The sequence below is a fragment of the Rhizobium sp. WSM4643 genome (assembly GCF_025152745.1).
GTDB classification, from domain to species: Bacteria; Pseudomonadota; Alphaproteobacteria; order Rhizobiales; family Rhizobiaceae; genus Rhizobium; species Rhizobium leguminosarum_I.
In genome coordinates, this window is sequence record NZ_CP104040.1 from 4,299,287 (window position 1) to 4,324,130 (window position 24,844).

The 24,844-nt window shown below is 62.8% G+C and carries 20 protein-coding genes; 4 read left to right on the forward strand and 16 right to left on the reverse strand.

The window, feature by feature from the left end; all coding sequences use genetic code 11:
* Window positions 1-132: 132 nt before the first annotated feature.
* The 3 genes from amaB to hglS form a co-directional block, all read right to left on the reverse strand.
* Entirely contained in the window at window positions 133-1,671 is a 1,539-nt protein-coding gene (amaB, locus tag N1937_RS21250) for an L-piperidine-6-carboxylate dehydrogenase (protein WP_260056909.1), read from the reverse strand.
* A 25-nt stretch (window positions 1,672-1,696) separates the two neighbouring features.
* On the reverse strand, window positions 1,697-2,980 hold the full coding sequence (locus tag N1937_RS21255; RefSeq protein WP_260056910.1) for an NAD(P)/FAD-dependent oxidoreductase: 1,284 nt from the start codon (window positions 2,978-2,980) through the stop codon (window positions 1,697-1,699).
* Window positions 2,981-3,048: 68 nt separating this feature from the next.
* The gene (gene hglS / locus N1937_RS21260; RefSeq protein ID WP_260056911.1) at window positions 3,049-4,479 is read right to left on the reverse strand and encodes a 2-oxoadipate dioxygenase/decarboxylase HglS; all 1,431 of its coding nucleotides are present in this window, start codon (window positions 4,477-4,479) and stop codon (window positions 3,049-3,051) included.
* A gap of 84 nt (window positions 4,480-4,563) precedes the next feature.
* Between hglS and N1937_RS21265 the strand changes: the two genes are divergently transcribed.
* From N1937_RS21265 to N1937_RS21275, 3 genes are all read left to right on the forward strand, one after another.
* A complete protein-coding gene (locus N1937_RS21265; protein ID WP_017966139.1) occupies window positions 4,564-5,472 on the forward strand; it encodes a LysR family transcriptional regulator in 909 nt (302 codons plus the stop codon).
* 68 nt (window positions 5,473-5,540) lie between these two features.
* Window positions 5,541-5,777 (forward strand): Lrp/AsnC ligand binding domain-containing protein, encoded by a 237-nt coding sequence (locus N1937_RS21270; RefSeq protein ID WP_026154354.1) that lies wholly within the window; start codon window positions 5,541-5,543, stop codon window positions 5,775-5,777.
* Between the two features lie 249 nt (window positions 5,778-6,026).
* Window positions 6,027-7,208, forward strand: coding sequence for a glycosyltransferase family 4 protein (locus N1937_RS21275; protein WP_260056912.1), 1,182 nt, complete (start codon window positions 6,027-6,029; stop codon window positions 7,206-7,208).
* Window positions 7,209-7,281: 73 nt separating this feature from the next.
* On the opposite strand, the gene N1937_RS21280 is transcribed toward N1937_RS21275, so the two are convergent.
* From N1937_RS21280 to epmA, 9 genes are all read right to left on the reverse strand, one after another.
* Window positions 7,282-10,593, reverse strand: a complete 3,312-nt coding sequence (locus N1937_RS21280; protein WP_260056913.1) for an oligosaccharide flippase family protein — start codon at window positions 10,591-10,593, stop codon at window positions 7,282-7,284.
* An 88-nt stretch (window positions 10,594-10,681) separates the two neighbouring features.
* The gene (locus N1937_RS21285) at window positions 10,682-11,860 is read right to left on the reverse strand and encodes a glycosyltransferase family 4 protein (RefSeq protein WP_260056914.1); all 1,179 of its coding nucleotides are present in this window, start codon (window positions 11,858-11,860) and stop codon (window positions 10,682-10,684) included.
* A gap of 45 nt (window positions 11,861-11,905) precedes the next feature.
* Complete coding sequence (locus tag N1937_RS21290) at window positions 11,906-14,386, reverse strand: glycoside hydrolase family 2 protein (protein WP_260056915.1); 2,481 nt, start codon at window positions 14,384-14,386, stop codon at window positions 11,906-11,908.
* Window positions 14,387-14,402: 16 nt separating this feature from the next.
* Window positions 14,403-15,380 carry a DUF1839 family protein gene (locus tag N1937_RS21295; protein WP_260059001.1) on the reverse strand — a complete coding sequence of 326 codons (978 nt, stop codon included), beginning with the start codon at window positions 15,378-15,380 and terminating at the stop codon, window positions 14,403-14,405.
* On the reverse strand, window positions 15,371-16,279 hold the full coding sequence (locus tag N1937_RS21300) for an amino acid--[acyl-carrier-protein] ligase (RefSeq protein WP_025396393.1): 909 nt from the start codon (window positions 16,277-16,279) through the stop codon (window positions 15,371-15,373). The genes N1937_RS21295 and N1937_RS21300 overlap by 10 nt, the downstream gene beginning before the upstream one ends.
* A 5-nt stretch (window positions 16,280-16,284) precedes the next feature.
* On the reverse strand, window positions 16,285-17,466 hold the full coding sequence (locus N1937_RS21305; RefSeq protein WP_260059003.1) for an acyl-CoA dehydrogenase family protein: 1,182 nt from the start codon (window positions 17,464-17,466) through the stop codon (window positions 16,285-16,287).
* Window positions 17,466-17,717, reverse strand: coding sequence for an acyl carrier protein (locus N1937_RS21310; protein WP_017962508.1), 252 nt, complete (start codon window positions 17,715-17,717; stop codon window positions 17,466-17,468). The genes N1937_RS21305 and N1937_RS21310 overlap by 1 nt, the downstream gene beginning before the upstream one ends.
* Window positions 17,718-17,979: 262 nt before the next feature.
* Window positions 17,980-19,032, reverse strand: coding sequence for a lysine-2,3-aminomutase-like protein (locus N1937_RS21315; protein ID WP_260056916.1), 1,053 nt, complete (start codon window positions 19,030-19,032; stop codon window positions 17,980-17,982).
* The gene (gene epmA / locus N1937_RS21320; protein WP_260056917.1) at window positions 19,029-20,090 is read right to left on the reverse strand and encodes an EF-P lysine aminoacylase EpmA; all 1,062 of its coding nucleotides are present in this window, start codon (window positions 20,088-20,090) and stop codon (window positions 19,029-19,031) included. Before epmA ends, N1937_RS21315 begins: the two co-directional genes overlap by 4 nt.
* Before the next feature lie 148 nt (window positions 20,091-20,238).
* Between epmA and efp the strand changes: the two genes are divergently transcribed.
* Entirely contained in the window at window positions 20,239-20,808 is a 570-nt protein-coding gene (gene efp / locus N1937_RS21325) for an elongation factor P (RefSeq protein WP_170258218.1), read from the forward strand.
* A 182-nt stretch (window positions 20,809-20,990) separates the two neighbouring features.
* On the opposite strand, the gene N1937_RS21330 is transcribed toward efp, so the two are convergent.
* The 4 genes from N1937_RS21330 to N1937_RS21345 are packed head-to-tail and all read right to left on the reverse strand — an operon-like array spanning window position 20,991 to window position 24,689.
* Window positions 20,991-21,719, reverse strand: a complete 729-nt coding sequence (locus tag N1937_RS21330; protein WP_260056918.1) for an SIS domain-containing protein — start codon at window positions 21,717-21,719, stop codon at window positions 20,991-20,993.
* Window positions 21,720-21,736: 17 nt separating this feature from the next.
* Window positions 21,737-22,888 (reverse strand): N-acetylglucosamine-6-phosphate deacetylase, encoded by a 1,152-nt coding sequence (nagA, locus tag N1937_RS21335; protein WP_260056919.1) that lies wholly within the window; start codon window positions 22,886-22,888, stop codon window positions 21,737-21,739.
* Window positions 22,888-23,919, reverse strand: a complete 1,032-nt coding sequence (locus N1937_RS21340; RefSeq protein WP_162115049.1) for an SIS domain-containing protein — start codon at window positions 23,917-23,919, stop codon at window positions 22,888-22,890. The genes nagA and N1937_RS21340 overlap by 1 nt, the downstream gene beginning before the upstream one ends.
* The gene (locus N1937_RS21345) at window positions 23,916-24,689 is read right to left on the reverse strand and encodes a GntR family transcriptional regulator (protein WP_207156993.1); all 774 of its coding nucleotides are present in this window, start codon (window positions 24,687-24,689) and stop codon (window positions 23,916-23,918) included. The genes N1937_RS21340 and N1937_RS21345 overlap by 4 nt, the downstream gene beginning before the upstream one ends.
* Between the last annotated feature and the right edge of the window lie 155 nt (window positions 24,690-24,844).

Here is a 24,844-nt window from a genome sequence, read left to right on the forward strand (position 1 = left end):
GCCGATTTCAAGTTTGGCTTGGCCGGAAAAGCTATCACAATATCTTGACTGAATATTTCATATTACCAGGGAATAGATTTCGATTTGGCCACAAAGGCGACGCTCCCCGAGCGCCGCCTCTGTTTCAGTGGCTTATTCGACGTCGAACTTGACGCCTTGGGCAAGCGGCAGCGTCCGGCCATAGTTGATCGTGTTGGTGGAGCGGCGCATATAGGCTTTCCAGGCATCCGAGCCGGATTCGCGGCCGCCGCCGGTCTCCTTCTCGCCGCCGAAGGCGCCGCCGATCTCGGCACCCGATGGCCCAAGGTTGACGTTGGCGATGCCGCAATCCGAACCGCGGGCGGAGACGAAGGTTTCGGCTTCGCGCATGTCGTTGGTGAAGATCGACGACGACAGCCCCTGCGGCACGGCATTGTGCAATGCCAGCACCTCGTCGAAGTCGCTGTATTTCATCACATAAAGGATCGGCGCGAAGGTCTCGTGCTCGACCGGGCCGGTCTGATTCGGCATTTCGACAAGCGCCGGGCGAACGTAGAAGGCCTCAGCCGAGCCATTGTCGACGCGTTCGCCGCCGGTCACCGTGCCGCCGGCCGATTTCGCCTCGCCAAGCGCTGCCTGCATCTTCTCGAAAGCCTGGCCGTCGATCAGCGGTCCCACAAGCGTACCGCTTTCGAGCGGATTGCCGATGGTGACGGAGCCATAGGCCTTCTGCAGGCGCGGCACCAGCTGGTCGTAGACGCTGTCATGCACGAAGAGACGGCGCAGCGTCGTGCAACGCTGGCCGGCCGTGCCCATGGCGGAGAAGGCGACGCCGCGCAGCGTCAGGTCGAGATCGGCCGACGGGCAGACGATCGCCGCATTGTTGCCGCCGAGTTCGAGAATGGCGCGGGCAAAACGCTGCAACAGGCGCGGACCGACGGCGCGGCCCATCGCCGTCGAGCCGGTGGCGGAAACCAGCGGGACCTTCGGATGATCGACCAGCACTTCGCCGACCTCGCGGCCGCCGATGATCAGCGTCGACAGATTGGCCGGTGCGCTACCGCCCTCGGCGACGAAACGCTTCAGCGCCTTTTCGAACAGCGCCTGCACGGCAAGCGCCGTCAACGGCGTCTTTTCCGAGGGCTTCCAGACGGTGGAATTGCCGCAGACCATCGCAAGTGCGGCATTCCACGACCAGACGGCAACCGGGAAGTTGAAGGCGGAGATGATGCCGATCACGCCGAGCGGATGCCAGCTTTCCATCATCCGGTGCTCGGAGCGCTCCGTGGCAATCGTCAGGCCATAGAGCTGACGGGAAAGGCCGACCGCGAAATCGCAGATGTCGATCATCTCCTGCACTTCGCCCAGACCTTCCGAAGTGATCTTGCCAACCTCGATCGAAACGAGACGGCCGAGCGCCGCCTTGGAGGCGCGCAGTTCCTCGCCGAGCAGGCGGACCAGTTCGCCGCGCTTCGGCGCCGGCACGGCACGCCATTCGAGGAAGGCCTGATGTGCCTCATCGATTGCCGCCTTCGTCTCGGAAACGGAATGTTCCCTGAGTTTGCCGATTTCCTTGCCGGTGACCGGCGAGGTGACGGAAAGCGTGCCGCCGTGGTAGCGGCCGGCATCGACGCCGAGTTCGGCAAGCAGTTTGGCGGTTTCGGTGGCGAGATCGAGGACGGCGATGGTCATTGTCGTGTTTCCAATCTTATTATTCTCAGAAGCGTGCATCGGCGAAATGGGCGACCTGAGCGCCGGCTTCGTACCATATTTCCTTGAGTGCACGGAAGCTTGGCTCGGTGGGCGAAGTCAGCGGCAGCGGCAGATCGGCTTCCGGAAGCCGGCCGAGGATATGCTCCGCCAGCGTACGGCCGAAGACCGTACCGGGGGCAATGCCGCGGCCATTGTAGCCCGAAAAGCCGACGACACCAGGTGCGAATTTGTGGAAGCGCGGCAGCGCATTGTCGGTCATGCCGATATGGCCATACCATTCACACTCGAATTCGACGTCGCCGATCACAGGGAAGAGCCGCTTCAATGCGCGTTTGGCCCAACCCTTGTGTACGGCCAGTCCGGTATTGCGCAGCGCCCCGACACTGCCAAAAATGAGACGGCCGGCCTGATCCATGCGGAAGGAGGAGAGAATTTCCTTGGTATCCCATGCGCCTTCCCGCCCGGGCAGGATCGACTGGCGCAGGTTGTGGCCGAGCGGCACGGTGGCAAAATTGAAATAGGGCAGATGCACCTGTTCGCTACGCACCTGCTCCCATGGACCGGTGCTGTAGGCATCCGTCGCGACGACGATCCACTCGGCGCTGACTTCGCCGCTTGATGTCTTCACGGTCCAGCGGCTGCCGTTACGCTCCGTTGCAACGACCGGGCTGGATGTATGAATGGTGACGCCTGATTTGACGGCGGCATGGGCAAGGCCGCGCGCATAGGCAAGCGGCTGCAGCGTTCCGGCGCGTTTGTCGAGCAGCGAACCGGTATAGGCATCGCTGCCGATGCGTTTGGCCGTTTCTGCTGCATCGAGCAGCGTCACGGCGGCGCCGCGGGCGGACCATTGCGCCGCGCGATCCTCGATCTCCTTCAGCCCATCCGCGCCGACCGCGCAATGCAGCGTGCCATTCCGTTCGAGTTCGCAAGCAATCTGATGTTTGTCGATCAGCTCCATGACGAGCTTCGGCGCATTGCCGAGCAGATCGAGCAGACGTTCGCCATGCACCGGGCCGAGCACGCCGGGCAGATCGTTCGGCATCACCCACATGCCGGCATTGATCAGCCCGACATTGCGCCCCGCGCCGCCGAAGCCGATTTCCTTGGCTTCCAGCAGCACCACCTTCGACCCGGCTTCGGCAAGATGCAGGGCGGAAGAGAGGCCGGTGTAACCGCCGCCGACGATGACGACATCGGCTGATACCGCGCCTTCGAGAGGCGAGGTTGTCGGCGCTTCGGGCGCTGTCTTTTCCCAGAGGCCGTGGGAGCGCGGATCATTCAGCATGGCTCAGTCCGATCAGAGCGAAATCGCGGATACTCTAATGCATAAAAGAAAGCGTTGAAGCAGCCATTTCACGCAACGATCTTCAGCGGCAGGCCCGCAAGGCCGAGCGCCTCCAGCGCCGAATCCAGCGATGCGGCCTGGCGTTCGGCGTAAAGCGCCAGCTCGTCCTGAACGGTAGCACCCAGTGCTGCTTCGAAGGCGTCACGGTTCGAGCGGGTCGCATAGTTCTGCTGCTGGTCGGTGCCGAGGTTCGACTGGAAGATGCCGGCCGCGCTGACGGGCAGGAAGTCTTCATAGACGATCGGGGTGAAGGCAAGGTAACCTCCGGCGATCAGCGCCTCCGGATCGCTGGGCAGCCTGCTGCCGACCGCAGCGGCAATGCCCGCAGGCGTCGCGGAATAGCGGAAGAAGGCCAGATCCGCCCTGCGCAGCTCGTCCCAGCTGTCCGGCAGCGCCTTGAAACGCGCGGCGAGTTCGTGATCGTAGACGCCGGCCTTGGCGCCGCCGGCGCCCACCTGCACCTCGCCGCGAACCGAGGCGAGCAGCTGGTCGTAGAGCGCCCGGCCCTTCGCCGTCAACGCCACGCCGCGCTGTTCGATCTCGCCGAAGCGGGCGGTATGCGTCCCTTGTATCGCATCGTCATCATCGGAAAAGGCGATCGTTTCCTCCAGCGCCTTGAAACTCGTCTGCCGCAGCAGGATATCGCAATGACGGCGCGGCGGCCCTTCGATGACAGCCTTCGGCGTGATGCCGCGTTCCGGCATGAGGGCCTGGACCGCATCGATATCGAGCGTGCGCGGCGTCAGATGGTTGATGTGCGGTCCCTTGAAGCTGACGACGTCGGCGATCAGCCGATGGGCATCATGCAGGCGCTTGTAGGTTTCGGCGCTGACCGTCGCTTCGCCATGCCAGCGGAAGGTTTCCAGCGCCTCGGCGACGAATTCCGTCGCTTCCGCCTCGCTCAGGCCGCCCATGTGCTCGTGGCGCTCGATCAGCGCGATGGCGCGCGGTGTGTAGATCCGCCGTTTGGCCAGGATGGCTTCGGCCTCGCCGCGCAGTCCTTCGTCCTCGATTAGTTCCAGTCGCAGCAACGAGGTGAAGACGCGGAATGGATTGACATTGAGCGCGGCCTCGTCGATCGGCCGGAAGCTGGTGGAATGAACCGGCACGCCGGCGACCGAAAGATCGTAATAGCCGACCGGCTGCATGCCCATGACCGCAAACAGCCGGCGAATGGTGAAGAGCTCATCTGCCGTACCGAGCCGGATAGCGCCGTGACGCTCGACCTCGATACGCTCCAGCTCGCCGGCGCGGGCCAGGCGCGCGCGCAGGTCGGGATCCCTTTCGAGGCAGCTGGCATTCACATCCGCCACCAGTTCGATCAGCGTGCCGTATTGCGGCACCTCCGCCCGGTACATCTGCGACATCGCCTCGGTGAAAAGCGATCGGATGCGGTCTGGGGAAACGAAGCTTTGCGGCATTGGGAAACTCCGGATCATTCCGTTTTTGCAGGATGAACCTCTTTACACGCGCGACAAAGGCGCAAATATCGCTATTTCGGAAATAGCCCATTCTGAAACGGAATGACCATGCTGACGTCCAGACGTTTTCTGCCATCGATTTCGCATCTCGCCGCCTTCGAGGCGGTTGCCCGCACCGGCAGCGTGACGGCAGCGGCGCGCGAACTCGATCTGACGCAGAGCGCCGTCAGCCGCCAGGTAAGCGCGCTGGAGGAGCAGCTCGGCGTCGAGCTCTTCCTGCGCGAACGCCAGACCATGCGGCTGACGCTTGCCGGTGACGGATATGCCCGCGAGATTCGCGAGGCGCTGCGGCGCATATCGAGCGCTTCGCTCAACCTGCGCGCCAATCCCCATGGCGGCACGCTTAACCTCGCCATCCTACCGACCTTCGGCACGCGCTGGCTGGCGCCGCGCTTGGGGCGCTTTCTCGCCGCCAATGCCGGCGTGACCATCAATCTGGTGACCCGGCTTTCGCCCTTCGATTTCCGCCTCGATTCGATCGACGCCGCCATCCATTTCGGCCACCCGCACTGGCCAGGCGCCGAACTCGCGCTTCTGATGTCGGAGCGCACGGTGCCGGCCTGCAGTCCGGATTTTCTGAAGCGATACGCGATCTCAGAACCAGAAGATCTGCTCGCCGTTCCGCTTCTGCACCTGACGACGCGTCCTGACGCCTGGGAGCAATGGTTCGCCGGCAATGGCGTTTCCTTCGAAAACGTGCACGGCATGCTCTTCGACCAGTTCGCCACCGCCGCGCAGGCGGCAATCGCCGGCCTCGGCGTCGCCCTGCTGCCGACATTCCTGATGCAGGAGGAGATCAGGCGCGGCGATCTCGTCGCCGCTGTCGATCGTGAGATGGAAAGTCGCGAGCGCTATTATCTCGCCTTTCCACCCGAGCGCGCCGACTATGCGCCACTTGCCGCCTTTCGCGACTGGATCGTCGCGGAAGCGGCCGCCGACCCGGCTGCGTGACGAACGGCTTGCATCGGCATCGCGCTTTCGACCATTATATCAGCCAAACAACTTTGCAGGAAATCTCCATGAAGCCGATCTTCGTCCAGCTCCAATGCGCACCCGGCAAGACCTATGAGGTCGCCGACGCCATCTACCAGACCGAACTGGTCTCGGAGCTCTATTCCACAAGCGGCGACTACGATCTGCTGCTGAAGGTCTATATCGAGGAAGGCCAGGATATCGGCAAATTCATCAACGAGAACATCGCCAATATTCCCGGCATCGTCCGCTCGCTGACGACGCTGACCTTCAAGGCATTCTAGAGCAATTCCAGCAAAAGTGCGCAGCGGTTTTGCGTCCGGAATTGCGTGAAAACAAAAGAGATAGAGCGTTTCCGTGACTCGAGAAAAACGGAAACACTCTGAATTCCCGTCAGACACGGTTAACCCTTTTCGCGAAGATTGGCCCTCGCAAGCGGTCGCCTAAACCGCGCCTTAACGCCGGGCATGTCTGGTCGTTGCTATCACGGGCCCGCGTCAGCGCAGGCCGGCAGGTGCAGCGATAGGTGGAAAATGTCGATCGTCGAGGCAGATAGGGCGCGCGCGGTGCCGCAGGTGGAAACGGCTCCGCTGATCGTCCATGTCGTGCGCCAGTTCCTGCCCAACCGCGGCGGCCTGGAAGACGTGGTCGCCAATCTCGCCCGCCAGACAGTGCGCCGCGGTTATCGCGTGCGCGTCGTCACGCTGGATTCGCTCTTTACGACGCCAGAGGACAAGCTGCCGCTTCGCGAAGATATCGACGGTATCGAGGTGGTGCGCATCCCCTGGTCCGGCACCAGCCGCTATCCGCTGGCACCGCAGGTCTTCCGCCATCTCGCCGATGCCGATCTCGTGCATGTCCATGCCATCGATTTCTTCTTCGACGCACTTGCCTGGGGCCGGCTGCTGCACGGCAAGCCGATGATCGTCACCACTCATGGCGGCTTCTTCCACACGCGGAAATACGCGACAATCAAGAAGATCTGGTTCCAGACGCTGACCCGGGCTTCGGCGATGGCCTACCGCCGCGTCGTCTGCTGCAGCGCCTCCGACCTCAAGCAGTTTTCCGAGATCGTGCCTGACAGCCTCCTGATCGAAAACGGCGCCGATATCGGCAAGTTCGCCGACACCGCTTCGCGCCGGGCAAAGCGCCGCATCGTCACGATCGGCCGGTTCTCGGTGAACAAGCGGCTGGACCACCTGCTCGATGCGATGGCCATGCTGAAGACCCGTGATCCGGAGTGGCATCTCGACATTATCGGCGCCGAATCCGACCTGAACCGGGCGGATGTCGAAGGGGCAATCGAAAGCCGTCATCTTTCCGGCCGCGTCACCCTGCATGTGTCGCCGGAGAACGACACCATCCGGCGCGTCATCGCAGAAGCCTCGATTTTCGCTTCCGCCTCGGAATATGAAGGTTTCGGCCTGGTGGCGCTGGAGGCGATGAGCGCCGGCCTCCTGCCGGTGCTGAACGCCAACGATGCCTTTACGACGCTTGCTGCCCGGCATCCCGTTCTCATGCTTGCCGATTTCACCAATCCTGAGACCGCCGCCACGGCGATCGAATCAGCGCATGAAACCCTTTCGCGCCAACCGGACACCGTTCGAGCCGAGCTTCTCGATGCCGCCCGCGGCTATTCCTGGGATATCGTCGCCGGGCGTTATATCGATCTCTACAGATCGCTGGATGTCGTCGTCGCCGCGCAAAGCATCTGATCCTGTCTTTTTACGGCATAGGCGCTGCAGCGTTGGGCGTGTGAAAAGACGCGCGGCACTGTAAAATCCCCAATCACGCTCTCGCCAGACGGATGATCTCGTCGAGCACGAATTTGCGCGATTTCGGCGGCGTCAGATTGTGATCGGCATCCGGCAGCATCAGCAGCCGCACGTTCGGATAGCGGGAAAGCCTGGCGCCGCGCGGCCCGAAGTGGAAATAGACGTGGTCGAGCCCGACATCGCCCTCGCTGTAGATCAGCGTCAGCGGCACCTTGCGTTTGCCGAACAGCGCGAAGGAGTGCCGAACCTCGCGGGCGATGTGGCTCCGGTCGGGGAGCAGCTCGAGGAGCGGCGCGATCCACGGCGACAGCCGGCGACCGGCGGCGATGACGATGTTCTGCAATGCCGAGACGACATCCACCTGGCCACGCAGCAGCCGTTTCAGCGTGTCGAGCCGCGCCAGGCGCTGGCTGTAATCATCGAGGCTGCGGGGAACGGAGACGACATGCTCCCTGCGCACCGGCATGTCGGGATCCCAGTAATAGACGAAGGGATTGATCGACACGACAGCCTTCAAGCGCTCGTCGGCGACGCCGGCGCGGAAGGCGACATAGCCGCCGCTGCATCGGCCGGCGACCATGACGGGGCCGGTGACGACGCTTTCGAGCAGGTCGAGCGCGGCGACCGCATCCGCGGTCTGCGTGTCCGAATAAAGCACCTGTTCCGGCGCGTCCGGCCGCGGTGGGCTGTCGCCGACATTAGCGGAATCGAAGCGCAGCGAAACGACGCCTTGGCGGGCGAGCTCGCGTGCCATATCGACCGTCGTCCGTCCCCAGCCGGCATGCCGGTCATAGGCCGTCGACAGGAAGAGCACGGCATTGCCCTTGATCTCGCCGAGCGGCCGGCTGACGACGCCGACTAGATGATTATGGCTTCCGAATCGGACCGGCGTTTCAGCAAAACCGTCGCCGGCAAGCAACGAGTTGTCGATCGCCGCCGATGAATGGGCGATGGATGTCTCTGTCGTCGCTGCCTCCAGCCACGTCGTCAGCAGCGCGACGACAGCCATCGGCGTCTTGGCAAACAGCGGATTGGTGGCGAGCTCGTCATAGCCTTCGAAGGCCGTCTGCTCGACATCGGCGCCAAGCGCCTTCAGCGCATCGGCAAAGCCGGTATCCTCGGCCTTGGCAGGACGTTCTAGGATCAGATAGCGGGAGGCTGCGAGCCCCTGCGGCGAGGCAATGTTGAGCTTGCCGAGCTCGGCAGCAATCTCTTCGGGCATGACGAGCCCGGCGATCTGCACCTTCGCGGTCTGGACATGCTCCTTGCCAAGGCCGAGATCGGCATCGATGATCTTGGACCACATGTTGAGTTCGCGCAGATAGGCCCTGCCGCTCAGCACAGGCGCCAGCATGACGAGGCTGTCGACGCCTTCGATCGACGAACCGACGCGGTGGGCAAGCGTCGCGCCGAGGCCCTGTGCGATGAGGACGATACGGTCGCAGCCGCTCTGCGACTTCAGCTTGTCGGCGGCCGCACGGATCGAATTTTCCCAGGTTTCCAGCCTTGCCGGCAGCGCCCCGAAATCGAGCGCGTCGCCGGTGCCGCGATAATCGAAGCGCAGGCTCGGCACGCCGATATCCGAGAAATGCTCAGCCGCGACGCGGAAGAATTTACGGCTGCACATCTCCTCGAAACCCCAGGGGCTGACGAAGAGCACGGCGGCCGAACGTTTCTTGGCGAGAGGATTCTCAGGCATGAACAGCCCGACCGTGCCATCGAAGACGACAGGCAGGGCAGCACTGCGCCCCGCACCCTCGGCCGGTTCCAGCGAGAATTCACCGGGCGCGACCTTGGCGCGATCGGGATCGCCGGGAAGCCGCGGCGCGATGAAATTGATCGCATGTCCCACAGGTCGCCGCAGCAGGGACGGCATCTTGTCGAGAATGGAGCGCATGACTTCGATATCCTCGCCCGGCACGGCGCGCAGCACCCGAAGTGCTGCGAAATAAGCGAATGCGCCGGCGATGATCGCGCCGACCAGCCCGGCCGGACCCTGGACGAATTCCAGCACGGAAATCGCTCCGCAAGCACAGAGGACGGAGGCGAGCGTCACCTTCGTCAAGCTTGCGTAGAGGCCCGAAAGCTGGGATCCGAATCCTGTCTGCCTGATCATCATCACCGACATCGCAACGAATACGAGGATGCGCACGATTGCAGCACCCTCGGCTGCAAGCCTAGGTACGATCAGTAAACAACCCGCTACCATCAGTAGGCCACCTATCACACTGATGTTCAGGCGGGAGCGGGCCCTGTCCATCGACAGAAGGTAGAGACTGAGGATCTGCATGAAGGTATAGGCGGGAGCGACGAGCGCAAGCAGCGCCACCACCGTCCCGCTACGGCGGAACGCTTCGCCGAACACCACGAGCACCAGTTCGCTGGAGATCGCGGCAAGCCCGAGGCTCATCGGCAGCACGATATAGGCCATGCTGCGGGTGACGGCGGCGAAGACCTCGACCGGCAATGTCGAATCGTCGCTGCCGTGGCGCCGCTCGGAATAATAGGGCAGCAGGCTGCCGGTCATCTGGATCGGCAGTTGCAGCGCAATATTCGCGATCGACAGGCCGACGGCATAATAGCCGACCATCTCCACCGACCAGAACTGCTGCAGGAAGAGCAGCTCGAGCCGGTTGAGGAAGATGGAATCGATGATGAACTGGATCGACAGGATGACGGAGGAGGAGGCGAGATATTTCAGCGAGACTCCGCACCAGTCGCGCCGCGCAATAAGGATCGGCAGCGTGGCGAAGAATAGCACCAGCTGGCCGAGCGCATAACCGACGAGAACGCCTTCGACGCCATAGAAAACGGCACCGACGGCAACGCCGGCAAGCTGCACGATCGAGACGGCGACCGTCAGCTTAAAGAAGGCGCCCAGCTTCTTTTCACCGATCAGGTAGAATTTGACGAAGGAACCGATCGCCTGGATGAAAAACAGCACGCCCGTGACCAGAGCGACGGATGGCGCCGTGTCGGCCCAGTGCATCTTTTCGGAGGTCAGGAAGAATAACGCGTAGAGCGCCAGCAGCACGACGGTCGAGAACATCATGAAGCTGACGAGGATGGCGGCAAAACCCCGCCGGCGGCGCGCGTCGAAGCCTTCCGCCGAAAGTTGCGGCAATGTCTTCAGCAGCGTGATGCTGGAGCCGAGCTCGGCGATCGAGGCGCCGGTCACCACCAGCCAGAGCGAAAAGGCGACGATGCCGTTGGCTTCCGGCCCGAGCAGCCGCGCGGTTATGATCGATGACACAAAGCCCGTCAGAAGCAGCAGCATACCTGCCGCCGCGTTCATCACCGAGTTTGCGATAATACCCTTCGACATCTGTCCATCCGTCAGGATCGGCCTACCGCCGCATACCTGCCATCTCTAATGCGAAAATGTTAAAATAAAGCGGAGTGACGACGTCACGTTAGGCGGCCTGCATCGCTTCCAGCGCCTGGAGCGCCTTGTCATAGCTGTTCTCGGCGAGGTAGCGCAGCAGGAACGCTCGCGCCTTCTCGGCCTTCGCGCGCGCTCGCTCAGGCGCGCGGAAGATGTCCCGCAAGTGCGTAGCCGCCACTTCGGGAGAAGGATCGGCCCAGACCGCACCCTTGAGCCCGGCAAATTCCGGATGGGTATCGACCACCGGAATGAGGGGAGAGGCAACCAGCCAGCTATTGTCGGGATCGCAGAAATCCAACGTGCCCGACCAGGCCGTGGACACGACCGGCGTACGCTGCATGATCGCCTCGGCCACCGTCAGCCCGAAACCCTCGGAACGATGCAGCGAAAGATAGGCGTCGGAGCAGTGGATGAGCCCGTTGATATCGGAATCCGACAGCCTGTCGGTGACGATCCTGATCCGAGTGTTGCCTGCGACCGAGGCGACCAGTTCGCGCAGGCTTTCATCCTTGTTGATATCGCCGCTGGCCTTCATCAACAGGAAGGCGCTGGGGCATTCGGCAGCGAATATCCGGAAGGCCTCGATGACGGCCTGCGGATTCTTCCGGTTGATCGAGGAGCCAGCGCTGAAGATGAAGCTGACCAGAAAGGCGTCTTCCTCGACGCCGAATTTCTGGCGAATGCCTTCCGTCGCCGGCTTCTCGGTGACGGGATGCGGAACGACGATGACCGGTGCCGCAGTGAGCGGTGCAATCGCCCGCCTGGTGAATTCCGACGGCACGAAGACGGCATTCATGTAATGCATCGCATTGCGCCACTCCGCCGGGACGATTTCGAGCTCCCAGGCGAAATAGCCGATGTTGAAGGCGCGGGTGAAATTGGCAACGCCCTTCTTCAGGATGGCGCGCGGCAGCATCGGCGGATTGAGATGCCAGATCCGGCTTCCCGCGGGTTCGGCGGTGAGATGCGACGGCATCCATCCGGCGAAGGAATTTTCGTCAGGATGCGTGCTGACATCGGAGAGCGAAATCGCCTGCCCCGCCTTCGACAACGCGTCGGCGCAGAGCCTTGCCGATTCGCCGACGCCGACCGCCATCGAGAGATAACCGACGACTTCCACCGGCCTGCGCGGGTTGAAAGCAAGACGCGACCGCGGGATCAGCCGCTGCAGGACATGGGCGCGCAGAAAGCGGTATATCGTTCTCAAATCACGGTCTTTCCCAATGGATCGGCATCATCCTTCGCAGCGGCGTCAGCCCTCGATTGCGACGCGATGCGAACTGCCTAGACTTCTGATCTCGCCTGCAGGCGGAATGTCGCTTTCCACGCCGGACAGCGCGTGGAGCCTCACCCGCCGCATCGCGCCGGGGGCAAGGTGGAACCAGTCGTCGTCGGCTCGATAGTCTTCGACGTCGATATGCACCGATTGCGCCAGCCGGTGGGTCCTGAGATCGACGAACCAGCCGTCGCCGTCTCTGCCGAATGATGCTTCGATACTGGCATCATGCAGCGCCTTCCCCCGTCCGCACGGGAAGTGGAAGCTCTCGGCGAGAAGGGCGCCATCCGCCAGCGAGCGCAGGCGCGCCACACTTGCATCATGCGCCGGCGGCCCGAAACGGAAGGCATAGGTCGTATCGAAAAAGGCGCCGAACAGCGCCGTGCAGGCAAGGCGCTCAGTGTCTCTTGCCGCTAGCTTGAAGGCCCTGCTGCCGCTGACGACCTGCTGTTTTCCGTCGCGCAGGCAGACGACCTCGAGTTCGACGTCGAGCGCGGCATCCGTGTCGTTGACGACATGCACGTCGAGACCGTTCGTTCCCTCGTCGGTGAAGACCACTTGCACCGGCCGGAATGCACGGCGCATCGCATACCAGACGGGCTTCGGCTCTCCGGTGGAATCGATCACCCCCCAGCCAGGGCCGGGCAGCAGGTCCTGCAGCGTCCAGACGAGCGCGCCATTGCAGGCGGAGCCCTTGCGCCGCCATTCGGCAAAAGTCTCTTCGATCACCTCGCCGGTGACGGCGCGGGAGAGATCGAGATAGCGTTCCGGATCTTCGCGGCGCAGCTGAGCGGGATCGAAACCGTAGAGAAGCTGCAGGTAGAAATCGCGAACATCCTCGAAATCCCACGATGCGCTGCGATCGCGGGGCACGCGGGCCTTCCATAGCGGGCTGTGGACGGCGGGCACATCGAGATGATGCTTCAGCGTCCTTTGCTGCGGCACATGCGCGAAGGCGAGGCTTTCGGAGGCAAAACGCACATCGGCGCGGCGCGCATCCGCAATCGGCCGCATATAGGCGCCGACGCCGTAATAATGGGCGATACCGGCATTCGGCGAAAAGGGCATCGCCCCGCCATAGGGTGAGTTCGGCATGTAGGGCACATTGGGGCGCATGCGCGCGACGACCGCCGGAATGATTTCATCGGTGACCGGCCCGCTCCAGAATTCCGCCGGCAGGCCGAGCATTGCCGCCTGCTGGAGGATTTCGCTGCCGCCGCAGAGCACGGCCAGCGAAGGCGACGCCTGCACGCCGTGCAGGAATTCCTCGACCTCCGCATGCACGTGGCCAAGAAAAGCCTTGTCGTTGCGCGGATAATCGAAATTGGCGAACATGAAATCCTGCCAGACCAGCAGGCCGAGCTCGTCGCAAAGCGCGAAGAAATCTGGTGTCTCGTAGGCCATGGTGCCGCCGATGCGGATCATGTTCATGCCGGCTCCGGCAGCAAGCCGCAGGAACGGCTCGTAATCCGCCCGCCCGCCCGGCAATCGCACGATATCGGCCGTCGTCCACACCGCACCACGGCAGAAGATGCGTTCGCCGTTGACGAGGAGCGCGAAGTCATCGCCATCGGCACCGCGGTCGATGTCGACGCGCCGGAAGCCGGTCCTGCCGAGCGGATATTCCACCCCGTCGGAAACCAGCGTCAGTTCGTAGAGACGCGGAGCGCCATGCGTGTGCGGCCACCAGGCCTCGATGTCGGAAAGCTTGAGGATAGCCGAGTAATGACTGTCGCCGACCTTTTCGAAGGGTTGCTCCATCCCGCCGCAGTGCAGCAGCATTGCCGGATCCTCGGCATTGCTGTGCAGGGAAACGCTGAGTCGGCCGACGCCACTCTCCTCCAACACGGCGCGGATGGAAACATTGTCGATCGAGACGGGATTGCGCCGCACCATCGAAATCGGCCGCCATGGCCCGACGGCATGGATATCGGGGCACCAGCCCGGCATATGGCCGAGCAGAGTCGTGCGGAAATTCTTCAAGCCCGCCGGCGTGATCATCTGCGGCCGCCAGCGCGCGCGCGGGCCCGGCTCCGACAGGCGGGGGCCGAGCGCCCGGAAGCACAGGGCCAGCTCGTCGCCGCCCGAAAGTGTCACCGGAATCTCGTGCGCCGTGAACATGCTCTCGGAAAACAGGATTTCCTGGCCGTTCAGGAAGACGTGGCAGAGCGTCGCCAGCCCTGCGAAACGCAGGATCGCGTCACCCGGCTCGGCATCGAAAAGCCGGCAGAGATACCAGGCGTCCCGCGTGTTCAGCGGCTCGGGATTTTCCCGATCGAAGAGACCGGCTTTTTCGAGTGCTGCGGCGACGGTCCCGGGAACGGGAGCCGGAATGGACTGTGCGGAAAGTGGGATGTCGTGCGGCAGGGCACAGGCACCCGGCTCCGTCAGGATCAGGTTCCAGCCTTCGGAAAGTAGACTTTCCTCGGCACCGATGCTTGCCAAACGCCCCCGCATGGTCAGATCTCCGGCCTCAGATTCGCCCCGCAAGCGACGCCATCATGGAATCCCATGCATCGGCGGCCGGATCAAGTGCTGCCTGCAACGGCTCGAACTTCTTGCGGGTGACGGCGCGGGCAAGCTGGAACTGCACCGATTTCGCCACCTCGGAAATGCGCCTGGCATGCTCGGCGGCAGCCGTGAATTCATCAGGGGAGAGCCAGGTGAGGTAATCGGCCGCCAGTTCGAAATTGGCGCCCACCTGGCGAAGCGTGTTGAAGGCGTATTTGTGGAAGAAGCCGAACGGCCGTTCCGCCACCGCTTCGACCTGTTGCGGAAAGACGCCTGCAAAGGCGCGGATCGGGTTTTCGCGGGGACGCCGGGCAAAGTGAAAGCCGGCAAGCCGCCGCGCGGTCGCGCGCAGATGCGCTTCATCCGCGGGCTTTTCCGGGAACCGAGCAAATTCCGCATAGGGAAGGAACGGCGGGTCGTTTTCCCGATGCAGCTGGAACAGCCCGTCGAAATCCTCGCCTTCGAGACTGAAATAACCGGCATTGTGGAAATAATCGACGCGCTTGGCCGCGACGTCCAGTCGGTTGATCGCAACCGTCGTCTTGCCGTGCTCCTGCCGGTAGGCGGTGCCGCGCGTATCCGGCATGTAGAAGGAATCCATTTCGATCAGGCAGAGACGGGCCCGCGCGATCTGAACCTCGACATGGCGTTCGACACGGTCGTAGATGGCAAGCTCGGTCGCACGAATGCCGTAGAGCACTTCGAGATCCTCCAGCGGCACCTTGAAGAAGGTGAACTGGTCGCCCTCGAAATCCTGCGTCAGGGTAAAACCCAGCATCGCCTCCGGCGCAACGCCTGATGTCGCCAGTACCTCGATCCAGAGATCGACATAGCAGTTGGTTTCCGGCCAGGCGCGCTCGCCGGAATGCAGCGCATGCGCCCGGTAGGTTTCGGGGTCGATTCCCGAAAAGACCGATGTCATCGATTTGCTCAGCCCCACAGCGCTTTCCGTACGCTGGCCGGCCATTGCTTCACATCGAGCCCGTGATGATGGAAGAGGGCAAGGGCGATGCGCTCCAATCCGAAGCCGACGCAGGCGGTGTGCGCGACACTGCCGTCTTCGAGATTGAGACCCCACTTCGTGCCGAAGGCATCCTGATGGTAGTTGAAGCTCATGCAGGCGGTCGGATTGGCAGCCGAGGTGATCGGGATCAGCAGCTCGAACTTCAGGTTCTGGTCCCGCTGATTATTGGCGAGCATCTTGCCGGCGCGGCCGAAGAACGGATCATTGGCGACGTCGATCGTCACATCGAGGCCGACCGCCTTCATCATCTCGACGCCGCGATCCATCCAGCGCTGGCGGAAATCGGTGACGTGCAGCTCGGTGCCCATGCAGACATATTCACGCATGCGGAACAGCTGCTGGCGGGCAGGGTCTTTCGACGGCTCATGGCGGAAGCAATAGGATTGCAGATCGAAGAGGCCACCCGTCTTCGGCAGGTTGCCGCGCTTGGCGATCGTCGGATAGAGCGGATAGCAGGCAGCCGGCGTCAGCACGATGTCGGTTGCCTCCTGCCCCTTGGTCCAGTCTTCGCCGACTTCCATGCATTGCAGCAGGCTGACATGATCGAGTTCGCTGCCGCAGAAGCTGTGGACCGTGCCGGCGAGCTGCGGAAAGCTCTTCATGTAGCCGCTCTTTTCGAAGAAGGCGCGGTTCATGCCGGGCGGAAAGCGCATGGCTTCGGCACCATCGGCGCCGCCGAACGTGTCGATCAGGCGCTCGAAGGCGGCGATCACGTCTTCGAACTGGCCGCTGCGGCCGTAGAGCCCGTCGATGCCGGTATCGATCAGCAGACCGGATTCGAAAAGCCGGTCCAGAAACGAGGTCTGCATATCCATGACTGTCACCCCAGTAGGCTAGTGTCCTGCTTATGGACAAGAAGCATGCTCGACGTGTTGCCGAGGATGCGATCGTTCGAAATCATGAGCTGTGCGGAATGCGCGTCGCGCAGATGGCGTCCAAGGCTGAAGGGCGTACCATTCTTGTAGCCCATGATGCCGCAGATCAGCATCGCATGGTTGACGATCTCCAGGATGGTCTCGGACGAGGCGATCTTGACGTTGTTCATCGCCACGGCAAATCCCATCGAAGACAGCCTGTCGGCATCGGCCTTGGCATCCTCATAGGCCTTGAGGCCGGCAACCACGTTGGATTTCACCATCTGCAACAGGTTCGAAACCTCGGCGAGGCGCAGCGCGCCCGGCGGCTGGGCATCCGGCGCCCTGCGGGCTGCGGCACGCACGAAAGCCTGGGCGCGCACAACGGCGTCGACGGCAATGCCGTACCAGACGCCGCTCCACAAGAGGTGCGAGGAGGCAAGCATGGACTGCGCCGCGATCTCCGCGAAAGGCTTCGGCAGGATCTGGCAAGCCGGCGCTTCGCCCTTGAACAGGAAGCCGTCGGAGCAGGTGCCGCGCATGCCGAGCGTATTCCAGACATGCGTTTTCTCGAGCGTGTACTGGTCCTTGAGGAAGGCCGTCAGCACCTGATCGGAGGAAGCCGCCTGCGCGTGGGCACGCGAGGTGATGAGAATGGCGTCGGCATGCGAGCCGTAGGAAATCACGGTCGCATCCTTTTCGAGGCGGCACGTGTCGCCATCGACTTCGACCGCACAGATGCTGTTGCGCAGGTTTCCGCCGATACCGCCTTCGGTGGTGGCGGATGCGATCAGCAGCTGCTCGGCGGCGACGCGGCGCATGAAACCGCGATGCCATTCGCTGTCGGCGCCGTGTTCAACGAGGCTCGACAGCTTGATGTGGTGCATGGCGAAAACCATGGCGCTCGCGGCACAGGCCTGGCCGAGCATCGAGCACAATTCGGCGATCTCGGTGATCGAGGCGGATTCGCCGCCGAGATGGCGCGGCACCTGGATGCCGAGCAGCCTTTCGGCCTTCATCGCATCGACGGCTTCCCGGGGGAAACGGGCTTCGGTATCGACGGTATCCGCGTGTTTCGCCGCGATTTCGGCGACGCGGGCCACCCTTGCGACAAGACCGTCCTGCATGATCTTGACGGGGAAATTCATCACGCGACCTTCCGGCCGTCCCGGATGAGATCGACGGTCCTGGCGATGGCCGAGATGCTCGCGAAGGATTTGCGGTTCAGGAGATTGTCGGGAAATTCGATGTCGAAGGCTTCTTCGAGGCCAAGCATCAACTGCACAGAAGCAAAGGACGTCAAACCTGCCGCATAAAGATCGGCATCGTCGGCAACCTGGTCGATCGACCCGGGAAGCTTGCCGAATTTAGCTACGAGGTCGCGGATTGCCTTATTCATCCCATCACTCCAAGATTCTCATGATCCCGAACCGGCGTTCATCGCCTTGTCATGAGCGTTCTTTTAGTGCGGAAAACAGAACATTCCGCTAATTTATTGAGTTAAATATGACTAAGGCTCATAGTTAGGATTTTAGCGATCCTTCCTACACCATCATAAACAACCATTTTATATCAATGGCTTAAGATAATTTCGCCGTTGCGACACACTCTGGTTTCCGACGTGGCGAGTACAGAAATGATACGAAAGCGCCGCTTTTGTCTCAATCGGCCGGCGGATAGGAATGCTCGCCACCGCGATAATCGGTGACGGAATAACATCCGTCACCTGTCGCCCGGATCGCGCTCCCAGTGACGACGGCCTTGCCGTGACCGCCTGGGATGTCGAGGATGTAGGCCGGCTGGCAGAGCCCGGAAATCCGCCCGCGCAGCGCCGCGACGATCTTCTGTCCTTCCTCGATCGTCACTCTGAAGTGGCTGGTGCCGGGCGCCAGATCAGGATGATGCAGGTAATAGGGTTTGACACGGATTTCGACGAAGGCCTTCATCAACTCCGCCAGCACGGCGGGATCGTCGTTGACGCCCTTGAGCAGCACCGACTGGCTGACCATGGCAATGCCGGCATCGACGAGGCGGCCGCAGGCGGCCCGCGCTTCCGTCGTCAGCTCTCTCACATGGTTGGCGTGCAGCGCGATATAGACCGTCTTGCCGCTCGCCTTCAGTGCCGCGATCATCGTCGCATCGATCTTCTCGGGGTCGACGACCGGGACACGCGTGTGGAACCTGATGATCTTCACATGCGCGATGCCGGCAAGCGCCTCCATGATGTCGTGGAGCCGGCGCGAGGAAAGCACCAGCGGATCGCCGCCGGTGAGGATGACCTCCCAGATCTCCTCATGACTGCTTATATAATCGAAAGCGGCCTGCATCGCCGCGGCATCGAGCGTGCCGAGGCCCTGCGGCCCCACCATTTCGCGGCGGAAGCAGAAGCGGCAATAGACCGGGCAGACATGCACGGCCTTGAGCAAGACACGATCGGGGTAACGGTGAACGATGCCTACGACGGGGCTGTGGGCATGATCGCCGATCGGATCGGCCCGTTCTTCGCGGGCGACCGTGAGTTCGGCTGTATCAGGCACGAATTGCCGAGCGATCGGATCAACGGGATCGGTGCGGTCGATGAGCTTGCTGATTGCAGGCGTCAGCGCAATCGCATAACGCGCCGCAACCTCCTCGAGCGCTGCGCGATCGGCAGACGCGACCAGTCCCGCCTTCACAAGATCGTCGACGCTCTTGATCGGTTTGACGGCATTCATCTTCCGACCTCCGCCACCGGCGCCCAGAGCACCTGGTCGATGCGTGATGCTCCCGTCGCCAGCATCACCAGCCGGTCGAAGCCGAGCGCGATACCGCTTGCCTCAGGCATCAGCGGCAGCGCAGCGAGAAAATCCTCGTCGATTGGATAGGTCTCGCCGTAGACCCGCGCCTTCTCGGCCATCTCGATCTCGAACCGTCGCCGCTGTTCGGCAGCGTTGGTGAGCTCGCCGAAACCGTTCGCAAGCTCGACGCCGCAGGCATAGAGCTCAAAACGTTCGGCGACCCTCGAGTCGTCTGCCGAGGGACGGGCAAGTGCCGCCTCTGAGATCGGATATTCGTCGAGGATGGTGATTCGGCCGAAACCAAGATGCGGCTCGATCCTTTCCACAAGCACCCGGCTGAAGAGATCGGCCCAGCCGTCGTCATCGGCAACACGCATGCCGACGCGCTTCGTCTCGGCGGCCAGATGGTCGCGGTCGGTCGAACCGTCGGCGGCGACCGAGGCGAGAAGATCGATGCCGGCATGACGCTCGAAGGCTTCGGCAACGCTGATCCGCTCCGGCCCGGCAAAGGGATCGCTCTCGGCGCCGCGATAGGCAAGCTTCCCGGTCTTCACCGTCTCAGTCGCCAGCGCCAGGATCCGCACGCAATCCATCATCAGGCTCTCGTAGCTTTCGCCGGCCCGATACCATTCGAGCATAGTGAACTCAGGATGATGCAGCGGCCCGCGCTCGCGGTTGCGATAGACATGGGCAAAACACGAGATGCGTTCCTCGCCCGCCGCAAGCAGCTTCTTGCAGGCAAATTCCGGCGAGGTATGCAGGTAGAACGGCGCCCTTTGCCCATCCGTCGTCAGCGCTTCCGTGGCGAAGGCATGCAGATGCGCCTCGTTGCCGGGGGAAACCTGCAGCACCGCCGTATCCACCTCGATGAAATCCTCGCGCGCAAAAAACCCGCGCAACGCCGCCTGGATTGCGTTGCGCCCGACCAGGAACGGACGGCGGTCGGCATGCACGGACGGGGTCCACCAAGGGGACGCTTTCGCCGAAGAGTTCATTCCAAGCTTTCTTCGCCGGAGAAGCCGGTATTGGGGGTGGCTATTTCCCGGATTTTAGGTTAGTTGCGCCCCAAAGAAAAACATTTGCGTCTTCGGGGCGTCTCGCCAGTCATCTACGACGCCGAAAGCCGAGTTACAAGGAAGTCTTATGGTCAAGGTCATCGCCTCTTCGGTCCGCAAGGGCAACGTTCTCGATGTCGACGGCAAGCTCTACGTCGTTCTCACCGCCCAGAACTTTCATCCGGGCAAGGGCACGCCGGTCACCCAGGTCGACATGCGCCGCATCGTCGACGGCGTGAAGGTTTCCGAGCGCTGGCGCACCACCGAACAGGTCGAGCGCGCCTTCGTCGAAGACGTCTCCTTCCAATATCTCTATGAAGACGGCGAAGGCTTCCACTTCATGAACCCGGCGACCTACGACCAGGTCGTCGTCGATGTCGACACCATGGGTGACGACAAGGCTTATCTGCAGGAAGGCATGTCCTGCATCCTCTCGATGCATGAAGGCATTGCGCTGGCGCTCCAACTGCCGCGCCACGTCACGCTCGAAATCATGGAGACGGAACCGGTCGTCAAGGGCCAGACGGCATCGTCCTCTTACAAGCCGGCGATTTTGTCGAACGGCGTGCGCGCCATGGTGCCGCCGCACATCAATGCCGGCACCCGCGTCGTCATCGCCACGGAAGACAATTCCTACGTCGAACGCGCCAAGGACTGATCCTGGTTTCAGCCTATCGGAGAGGCCGGCTCGCGCCGGCCTTTTTTTTCCGCCGTCTCAATTAAATAATCGGGGCATGATGTCGCGCGAAAACCGCACACACTTTTCGGCATCATGCTCTATCTCTTTGTTTTCACGCAATTCAGGATGCAAAACCGCTACGCGCTTTTGCTGGAATTGCCCTAGAGATGCGGGTTGCGCGGCCGATATTTCTTGACGAGCTCCTGGTTGATCTCGGCGGCACCCGGCATGTTGGCGCTGAGATAAATCGGCGCATCGCCGGATTTCGAAAGCTCCGAAGCGACCTCTGCGAAGATCGCATTGATGACCGTCACCCCGACCGCCGTCGAGACTGGCCCGACCCGAAGCCCCGTGCCTTCGAGATCGACAACGGCGTCACCCGGTGGCAGCCCGTTGTCGAGCACCACATCGGCCGCGTCGGCGAGCCGCCGGCGGCCATTGGCGATCGCTGAGGAATAGGCGATCGAAGTGATGGCAATCACCTTTGCGCCGATTTCGCGCGCATAGTCGGCGGCCTCAATCGGCGCGGCGTTCACGCCCGAATTGGAGGCGATGATGATGACATCGCCCGGCTGCATGCCGTAACGCTCCAGCATCGGCCGCACCAGGCCCTGCGTGCGCTCATAGACCGAACTGATGACTGCACCCTCATGCAGCATGGCCGAGCCGACGAGCACCGGAACGGTGAAGGCGAGCCCGCCGGCACGATAGTGCACCTCTTCCGCCAGCATATGCGAATGGCCGGTACCGAAGACATAGACACGCTTGTCGCCGCGGGCAGCATTGAGGATGACGGCTGCTGCCTGCGCCATCGGCTGGGCAAGCGTCTGCTTGAGTTCTTCCAGCCGGCCGATCAGATTGGAGAAGTAGGCATCGGTAATATCAGTCATCCGGCTTATCCTTGATTTCAGGCCGCTTCGCCACTGAGCCAAGTGGCGGTGACGGCAAGCGCATCGGTGAGATGCACGAGATCGGCACGCGCGCCCGGCGAGAGATGGCCGCGATCGGCAAGCCGGAGGAACCGAGCCGGATAAAGGGTCGCCATACGCAAGGCCTCGGCGAGCGTCAGGTCGAGATAGGTGACGCCGTAACGGATCGTCGAGATCATGTCGACGTCGGAACCGGCCAACGTGCCGTCGGAAAGCACTAGCTTCGAGCAGAAACCGCCCCTTTCGCGCCGGACGGTGCGTCCGTTCAGCGTGAACGAATCCTTCTCCGATCCGACGAGCGACATCGCGTCGGTGACGAAAAACAGCTTGCCTTCGCCGCGTTTGGCACGAAGCGCCGTGCGCAGGGCCTTCGGATCGACATGATGGCCGTCGGCGATGATGCCGCACCAGATCGAGGGATGATCGATCGCAGCGCCGACGAGACCGGGCGCCCGGTGTCCCAACTGGCTCATGGCGTTGAAGAGATGCGTGACGCCCCGTGCGCCGGCATCGAAACGTTCCTCCGCCGCCTCGCTCGAACAATCGGAATGGCCGATGCTGACGGTGACGCCGGCTTCCGCAAGCTCGCGCACCTGGGCAACCGTCACCTGCTCGGCGGCCATGGTGACGAGCAGCGTGCCGATCGCCTCGCGCGCCCGGATGAAGGCCTTGACGTCGCGGCCCTCCACCGGCCGCATCAATTCGGCCAGATGCGCGCCCTTGCGCGCAGGCGCCAGATGCGGGCCTTCCAGATGCAGACCGGCGACGCCGCGGTTCATTTTCACTGCCGCCTTGGCCGCGTCGATGGCGGCAATGGAGGCCTCTGATGTATCGGTGATCAGCGTCGGCAGCAGCGACGTCGTGCCATAGGATCGGTGCCCCCGGGCGATGATGTCCATCGAGGTGGTGGAAGGCTCGTCGTTCAGCATCCGCCCGGCGCCGCCATTGACCTGCGCATCGATGAAACCGGCCGACAGAACCCCGCCGGCAAGCGTCACCACCTCGCCGTCCGGCAGATCATTTCTGGCGATGATCGCTTCGACGCGGCCGCCGGCAACGATGAGGGCCTTGTCGTCATGGAAGCGCTCGCCGTCGAAGATGCGAGCACCGAGGAAGATCTTGCGGACCATCAGACCGTCTCCGTCACCTTGAGCAGGTTTGCCGGCTTGTCGGGATCGAAGCCTTTGCGGCGCGTCACCGACTCGATCAGCCGGTAATAGACGAGCAGCGACACCAGCGGATCGACGAGGCCGTTGCCCGTCGTCGGCACGCGCAGATGGACGCCGGAGAGCGGTTGTGCCGAGAAGCCGACGGTGGTGGCGCCGAGCTTCTGCAGGCGTTCCAGCGCCTGGACATTGTTGGCGAAGGCCGCATCGTCGGGCGCAAAGGCGACGATCGGGAAGCCCGGCTGCACCAGGCGCATCGGGCCATGCATCAATTCCGCCAGCGAAAAGGCTTCGGCATGCAGGCCGGAGGTTTCCTTGGCCTTCAGCGCCGCTTCGAGAGCGATCGCGAAAGCCGGGCCGCGGCCGGCCGTATAAAGCGAGGTCGCGTTGAAGAGCACCTCTTCGGCTGCCGCCGTGTCGATCCCCGCGGTCGCCGACAGTGCCTCCGGCAGCTTGCCGAGCGCGGCCTGCAGATCGGATCCACCGCCGATCGCAGCCGTCACGCCGGAAAGGGCGGCGACCGAGGCGATGAAGGATTTTGTCGCCGCGACACTCTTTTCCGCGCCGGCATTGAGACCGAGAACAATATCGGCCTGTTTCGCAAGCGGGCTGTCGGTGACGTTGACAACGGCGATCGTCGTTGCCCCGCCCTTCTTCGCCGCATCCTGCAGCGCGACGATGTCGGGGCTGGCACCCGACTGCGAGACGGTGAAATGCACGCCGCCCTTCAGATGCAGCGCCGCACCATAAACGGAAGCGATCGACGGACCGACTGAGGCGACCGGAACGCCACAGGTGATCTCGAAGAGGTATTTGAAGAAGGTGGCGGCGTGGTCCGAGGAGCCGCGCGCCGCCGTCGTCACCACACTCGGGCGGGCGGACGAAAACAGCCGGGCGATCTCGGCAAAGACCGGTTTTTCCTTTTCGAGCAGCGTGGCCACCACCTCCGGCGATTGACCGGCTTCCTGCAGCATCAGTGACTGGTTGTCATTCATAGGTCATCTCCGATTCTCAATTCGGCAACGAAATCATAGGCATCGCCGCGATAATGCGAGCGGGTGTATTCGACGACGCGCTGGTCTTCCAGGCGCGAGACACGTTCGATCAGAAGCGCCGGCGCGCCTGATTTGACGTTCAGGATTGCGGCGGAGGATGGGTCGAGCGTGACCGCGGTCAGCCGCTGCAGCGCGCGCACGGGCCTGTGGCCGCTGGCCGTCAGCGCATCGTAGAGCGATCCCTCGCCGCCGGCATCGTGCCCCAGGAACTTGATCGGCACCACGGCGCGTTCGATCGCCAGCGGCAGTCCGTCGGCAAGGCGCAAGCGGTCGAGCCTCAGCACCGGCTCGTCGCCGCCGAGGCCGAGCAGGAACGATTCCTCCGGCGACGGCGTATTGACCGCCCGCGACAATATCCGTGCGGCCGGCAGACGCCCGCGCGAGCGCATGTCGGCAGAGAAGGAGGAAAGCCGCCACAGCGACTGTTCCATGCGCTCCACCCTGCTCGACACGAAAGTACCGCTTCCGTGGCGCGATTCCAGTGCGCCGGATGCCATTAGGTCACGATAGGCGGTGCGCACGGTGACACGGCCGAGCTTCAGAGCCTCGGCAAGGTCGCGCTCGCCCGGGAGTGCGGTGCCGGGCTTCAGCAGCCCTTCCTCAATGAGGCCGGTCAGTGTCTGCGCCAGCCGCTTGTAGAGCGGCCCGGTCAGCGCCTCGTCACGCAGGCCGCGGCTGTTCAGTTCCGCTATCAGACTGGTTCTATCCATGGGCACACAATAGAACCTATATAGAACCAATCGGCAAGGTAGAATCGAACATGCAACGAAAAACCCTCGCCGGCGGACCAGCAAGGGCTTCATAGCGCTCAAATTTGACAGTCGTGCGTCCGCAGCGCCGCGCGTTTAGAAACGCGCGGCGCCGG

Coding starts and splice junctions, on each gene's coding strand:
- N1937_RS21305 (WP_260059003.1), bottom strand. CDS start 17,466: ATGAATTTCCCCGTCAAGATCATGCAGGACGGTCTTGTCGCAAGGGTG.
- N1937_RS21270 (WP_026154354.1), top strand. CDS start 5,541: ATGAAGCCGATCTTCGTCCAGCTCCAATGCGCACCCGGCAAGACCTAT.
- nagA (WP_260056919.1), bottom strand. CDS start 22,888: ATGGTCCGCAAGATCTTCCTCGGTGCTCGCATCTTCGACGGCGAGCGC.
- N1937_RS21330 (WP_260056918.1), bottom strand. CDS start 21,719: ATGACTGATATTACCGATGCCTACTTCTCCAATCTGATCGGCCGGCTG.
- N1937_RS21310 (WP_017962508.1), bottom strand. CDS start 17,717: ATGAATAAGGCAATCCGCGACCTCGTAGCTAAATTCGGCAAGCTTCCC.
- hglS (WP_260056911.1), bottom strand. CDS start 4,479: ATGATCCGGAGTTTCCCAATGCCGCAAAGCTTCGTTTCCCCAGACCGC.
- N1937_RS21290 (WP_260056915.1), bottom strand. CDS start 14,386: ATGCGGGGGCGTTTGGCAAGCATCGGTGCCGAGGAAAGTCTACTTTCC.
- amaB (WP_260056909.1), bottom strand. CDS start 1,671: ATGACCATCGCCGTCCTCGATCTCGCCACCGAAACCGCCAAACTGCTT.
- N1937_RS21280 (WP_260056913.1), bottom strand. CDS start 10,593: ATGTCGAAGGGTATTATCGCAAACTCGGTGATGAACGCGGCGGCAGGT.
- N1937_RS21255 (WP_260056910.1), bottom strand. CDS start 2,980: ATGCTGAATGATCCGCGCTCCCACGGCCTCTGGGAAAAGACAGCGCCC.
- N1937_RS21345 (WP_207156993.1), bottom strand. CDS start 24,689: ATGGATAGAACCAGTCTGATAGCGGAACTGAACAGCCGCGGCCTGCGT.
- N1937_RS21300 (WP_025396393.1), bottom strand. CDS start 16,279: ATGGATATGCAGACCTCGTTTCTGGACCGGCTTTTCGAATCCGGTCTG.
- N1937_RS21275 (WP_260056912.1), top strand. CDS start 6,027: ATGTCGATCGTCGAGGCAGATAGGGCGCGCGCGGTGCCGCAGGTGGAA.
- epmA (WP_260056917.1), bottom strand. CDS start 20,090: ATGAACTCTTCGGCGAAAGCGTCCCCTTGGTGGACCCCGTCCGTGCAT.
- N1937_RS21315 (WP_260056916.1), bottom strand. CDS start 19,032: ATGAATGCCGTCAAACCGATCAAGAGCGTCGACGATCTTGTGAAGGCG.
- N1937_RS21265 (WP_017966139.1), top strand. CDS start 4,564: ATGACCATGCTGACGTCCAGACGTTTTCTGCCATCGATTTCGCATCTC.
- N1937_RS21340 (WP_162115049.1), bottom strand. CDS start 23,919: ATGAATGACAACCAGTCACTGATGCTGCAGGAAGCCGGTCAATCGCCG.
- efp (WP_170258218.1), top strand. CDS start 20,239: ATGGTCAAGGTCATCGCCTCTTCGGTCCGCAAGGGCAACGTTCTCGAT.